Origin of the sequence: Roseiarcus sp., from assembly GCF_052145395.1 — a bacterium.
GTDB lineage: Bacteria > Pseudomonadota > Alphaproteobacteria > Rhizobiales > Beijerinckiaceae > Roseiarcus.
On the sequence record NZ_JBKQOT010000072.1, the window covers coordinates 1 to 3,329 of the forward strand.

Annotated in this window: 1 protein-coding gene and 1 pseudogene; both read left to right on the plus strand. The window is 58.1% G+C overall.

Translation table 11 applies throughout. The features are described 5' to 3' along the window. Positions 1 to 149 precede the first annotated feature (149 nt). Positions 150 to 2,474 (plus strand): annotated as a pseudogene (locus ACLP25_RS02520) (ATP-binding protein). Positions 2,475 to 2,564: 90 nt separating this feature from the next. After that, on the plus strand, positions 2,565 to 3,263 hold the full coding sequence (locus ACLP25_RS02525; protein ID WP_442467668.1) for a hypothetical protein: 699 nt from the start codon (positions 2,565 to 2,567) through the stop codon (positions 3,261 to 3,263). The last annotated feature ends 66 nt before the right edge of the window (positions 3,264 to 3,329 follow it).

Below are 3,329 nucleotides of genomic sequence, written 5' to 3' on the forward strand. Positions count from 1 at the left end.
CCTCCGACGAAAGATACGATACGGGGAGGCGGCATTTGGTACACGAGACGCCATCCACGTCCTTACCAAAGGGCTTGAGCCCCAAAGGCTTGACCCCTTCCCGCGCCCTTAACGGGCAGCGTCGCCAAGCGACCGTACTTTTTGCCGACATGGCAGCCTTTACGCCTCTTGCCGAGCGCCTTGGCGAGGAAAAGACGTACCTTCTTATCCAACGAGCGCTGCAGGCAATGAGTCAAGCGGTTCATGCGCATGAAGGAACTGTTCAGGAGCTTACAGGTGACGGCCTCATGGCCTTGTTCGGCGTGCCGATAGCTAATGAAAGCGCCCCGCTCGAAGCCTGCAAGGCCGCCCTAGACATTCAGTCCCGCATGCTCGCGCTAGAGGATGACCTCCAGCGAGAGTTCGGGCTCCGACCGAAGTATCGGATCGGCATTCACACCGGGCCGCTGGTTGTCGGAAAAGTTGGCGACGATCTGCGCGTCGAGTTCACCGCTATAGGCGATACCGTCAACCTCGCCGCCCGACTTCAATCCGAAGCCGAGCCCGGTTCGATCCTCATAAGTTCGGCCATGGAGGCGCTCGTTGAAGGGCACTTCGAGACCAAATTCATCGGCGAGCGTTCGATCAAGGGAAAGTCCGTCACGCAGCGCGTGTTCGAGCTTGGCCGCATGAAGGGCGAGTTGTCGCGCTTCGACGTGGCGGTGCACCGTGGCCTCACTCCGCTGGTGGGCCGAGCGCAAGAGATACAACGACTCGAGCAGTGCTGGGGAGAGGCGCGCTCAGGCAGTCTCCGGATTGTCAATCTGGTTGGAGACCCAGGTATCGGGAAATCGCGGTTGTTGTTTGAGTTCTGACAGGCGCTGGGCGACCAGGCCTTTCTCCTACAGGGTAATTGCACTCCCGGCGGTCAAGCAGTCGCTTTTAAGCCCTTCATTTCCATGGTCCGAACGACCTTCCGCATCAGCGACCACGATGCCTCTGGAGTAGCTCGGGACAAACTGGGTCAGGGATTGGCGGCGCTCGGACTCGATACTGAAGAGACGCTGCCCTACCTCCAGAACCTTTTGGGACAGGTCGGCGATGATAGTACGGTTCAACGCCTCCCCTCCGAGGTAGTTGGAATCCGTACGCGAAACGTGCTTTCCGACTTGCTCCGCGAACGCTGCCGTCGATCCCCGGTGGTCATGTTCATTGAGGATCTCCACTGGGCCGACACGGCCTCGCAGGACTGGCTTTTGCGGATCGCTGAGTCCGATCGCGAGCTTCCTTTGCTGATAGTTACGGCCTGTCGGCCGCATTATCGTCCGCCATGGGCAGACCTTCCTGGTGTCGTTACCTTGATGCTGGCACGCTTATCCGACGAGAGTACGGTTGAGCTGTTGCAAAAGCGCATTGGAAATTCAACAGTGCCGGGCGAGCTCAAGCGTCTTACCGTGGCGAAGACGCAAGGCAATCCGCTCTTCACCGAAGAAATTACCAACTACCTGATCGACCGTGGGCAGATTCGAAGATCGGGAGCCGACATTCTGTTCGAAGAGGCCGCCGAGTCCGCTCTCCCGATAACACTCGAGAATCTACTGCTCGAACGCTTCGATCGCTTGGATGAGAGTTCACGCTCCGTCCTCGAGGCCGCATCGGTCGTCGGACCATCCTTTTCTGCCGATCTCGTCAGCCAGGTAACTGGACTCAATGGGACGGCCATCCAGCACTTTGCGGCACTCGAGCGAAAAGATCTCATCGTTTCCGAGCCCGACCGCGACAGATACCGTTTCAAGCACGCGCTCGTTCAAGATGCCATTTACAACCGCCTACTCACCCCAGCCCGGCAAGAGCTACACGAAAAGGTTGCCAATACAATCGAGGAGCAGGGGAGCGCCAATCTCAACGAATTCCTGGACAGTCTTGCGGATCACTACAATGAGACCAGTCGCGCCGCGAAGACTGTCTGCTATATGGCGTTGGCCGGGGCGAAGAGTTTACAAGTCTATTCGCTCGAGGAGGCCGAGCGACGTTTTCGCCGCGTAACTGACTTGATCGACTTGACTCCTCTCTGCGCCGATGACACACTTCTGGCGGACGTTCTGCTAAAGTTGGCGCGCCTGTATTACTACAGGGCACAATTCTATAACATTATCTCCTTGGCGGAGCGTTATCTTCCACGTGTTGCAGCCCTTGGCGACAAGCGCCGCCATTCGCGTCTTCTCTTCGAACTGGGCTATTCCTACGTTTTCAGCGCGCAAGGGCCGAGCGGTAAGAAGTTCCTGGAACAAGCTCTGGCTCTCGGGGAGGATCTCGGTGACGCAGAAAGCATCGGCTACGCCTGCCTGGGGCTACTGTTTTTCCATCTGTTCTGGGGGGATGCCGGCAACGAGACACGCGCCACGATCAGGGCGCTCACCGGTCGTGTAGCGACGATCGCCCCCACGCTTCGGGACCCTTGGCTCGCAGCAAAATGTCTTAACTTTCGGTGGTAAGAGGCAACTTTCTTCAGCCGGTTCGCCGAAGCGCGTGAGGTTTGTTTAGAGCTGTTCAGCCTGAGTCGCGCAACGGGTGATCCTCGCCCGATGGGATTCGGCCTGTGGCAGATGGCGATTACGAACCTCTATAGTGACCAATACATTGAAGCCACCGACAATGCTCGGCAAGCACTCGCCACGGCACTCGCGCCCCTGGACAGGCTCTGCGCGCGTGCGGCGCAAGGCGGTGCCTTCGCACTTTTGGGACGCGCTCAAGAGGCCTTTGACGTGTTGGACGACGTTCGGCGGACAAGCGACGGTGCGGGATTTATCGCTTTGGTTATGCTGATAGATGTTTTTTATGGAGCCTCTATAAGCCTCTCAGGGCGCTTGGGAGCCGGGGTGCAATGGATCCATGAGGCAATCCGTCGAATCGAGTCTTGGGGTAACCGCCAATTTCCTGTGCTCGGTTACATGATCCTGGGAGAGATTTACCTTCAAATCGCGACTTCACCAGAAAAACCGCCGCCGCAGGTTCTCATCAGGAACCTTGGCTTCGTCCTCACTAATGTTCCGTTTGCACGCATGAAAGCGCGACGGTATCTCGAGGAGGGGATTCGCCGCTGCCGGGTCATCGATATGCCTGGCCACCTCGCGCGATGCCTGCTCGACATGGGAATGCTGCACAAGGCCAGCAAGCGTATCCCTGCGGCTCGTGCTTGTTTCGCCGAGGCATTAGCGGTTGCCGAGACGGTGCGGGCTGAGAATATCGCCGAGAAGGCCAAAGCGGCTCTTGGGGCTCTATGAATACTCGATCGGGGGTTTCGAAGTGGGCCGCCGTATGCGGCGATGACCGTAGCACTTCTTTCAGGG

Coding starts and splice junctions, on each gene's coding strand:
- ACLP25_RS02525 (WP_442467668.1), top strand. CDS start 2,565: ATGGGATTCGGCCTGTGGCAGATGGCGATTACGAACCTCTATAGTGAC.